Genomic DNA, 1,121 nt, shown 5'->3' with positions numbered 1-1,121 from the left:
ATTGGCTTGACTAGTAATAGATATAAATGAACTAAACAACAATATATACAGTTGAGTAAATATTATTTTCATTAAATTCCCTTTTAAAGTTTTAATTATGCCGAAGTCTGCAAAACCATTTAACGCCGCATTAAGCGGCAATAAAATGGTTGGCTAAAATAAGCGAGGCACGAGCAAAAAGCCAACTGTTTTTTGTCCGTTTGAATGCCTTGTTATGTTTATAGTACGCCAAACCGTCTTCTTAGGCTTTTTGCAATGCCATCTAAGTCTGGAAATATAGATAAGTCATTAATCCCCAGCTTATCTAATTGCTTCCGTATTTTTGGTTTAGCATCTTTTGCTACTGAAATTTTAGATAGATTTACTATATCCGTTTCTGGCGCAAAACCATGTTTTAAAGGCTTGAAGCTTTTCAAATCGGTTCTTTGAGGAAAAACTGTAAAACATCCTTCTTGTGAAGCGACACGGTCGTTAATAATATCTGGGTAAAAAGCTTTCATAGTAATAATTGAATCTAAATCCACGCCGTAAGGAGTCGGAGACCAAGAAGAAGGGCTAAGTAAATATACACTACCATTTTCACTATCATACGCAGGATTTTCAACAGCAAAATATAACGCTTTTAAAGGATTTGAAGACCAATCTAAGAGTCTTGTTGGAACACCATGATGTTGAGCTTGGATCATCCATTCTAATTTGTTTTTGGGCTCTTTAGATATATAACGGACAGCATGTTGTTTGAAGCTATTTAGCAAATCAGTCTCTATACTTTCCCATCCACCGTTTTCATAATTCGACTCTAGTGAATCATGATTGATCCGAGCAATAGAAGGTAATAACTCCCATTCGTAACTCGCATGTCCCCTGAACATTTTAGCAATCTCATGGGTATCAACTTCTTGAAGAAATGATATAACTGAATCTATTTCCAATCTGCAACCTTATTGATAAACATAACGCCCAAATAACGGGCTAAGTAATACTTGCTAAAATATGAAACGAAGTGGAACCGAGCAAGTGTTACGTGTCCCTGTTGATTTGCTTGTTAGTTGCAACATACTTTCACCAAGTACAACAATAACTTAAACGCACCGTAATGAAAATACCAAACCGTGAATTTG

The 1,121-nt window shown here is 35.7% G+C and carries 1 protein-coding gene; it reads right to left on the bottom strand.

The genetic code is table 11. From position 1 onward, the window contains the following. Positions 1-218 precede the first annotated feature (218 nt). Positions 219-932: an FRG domain-containing protein gene (locus ASU03_RS18655; protein WP_057833258.1), complete on the bottom strand. Its 714-nt coding sequence runs from the start codon at positions 930-932 to the stop codon at positions 219-221. Between the last annotated feature and the right edge of the window lie 189 nt (positions 933-1,121).

The organism is Colwellia sp. TT2012, from assembly GCF_001440345.1.
Lineage (GTDB): Bacteria > Pseudomonadota > Gammaproteobacteria > Enterobacterales > Alteromonadaceae > Colwellia.
This window is presented reverse-complemented; position numbering and strand designations above follow the sequence as displayed.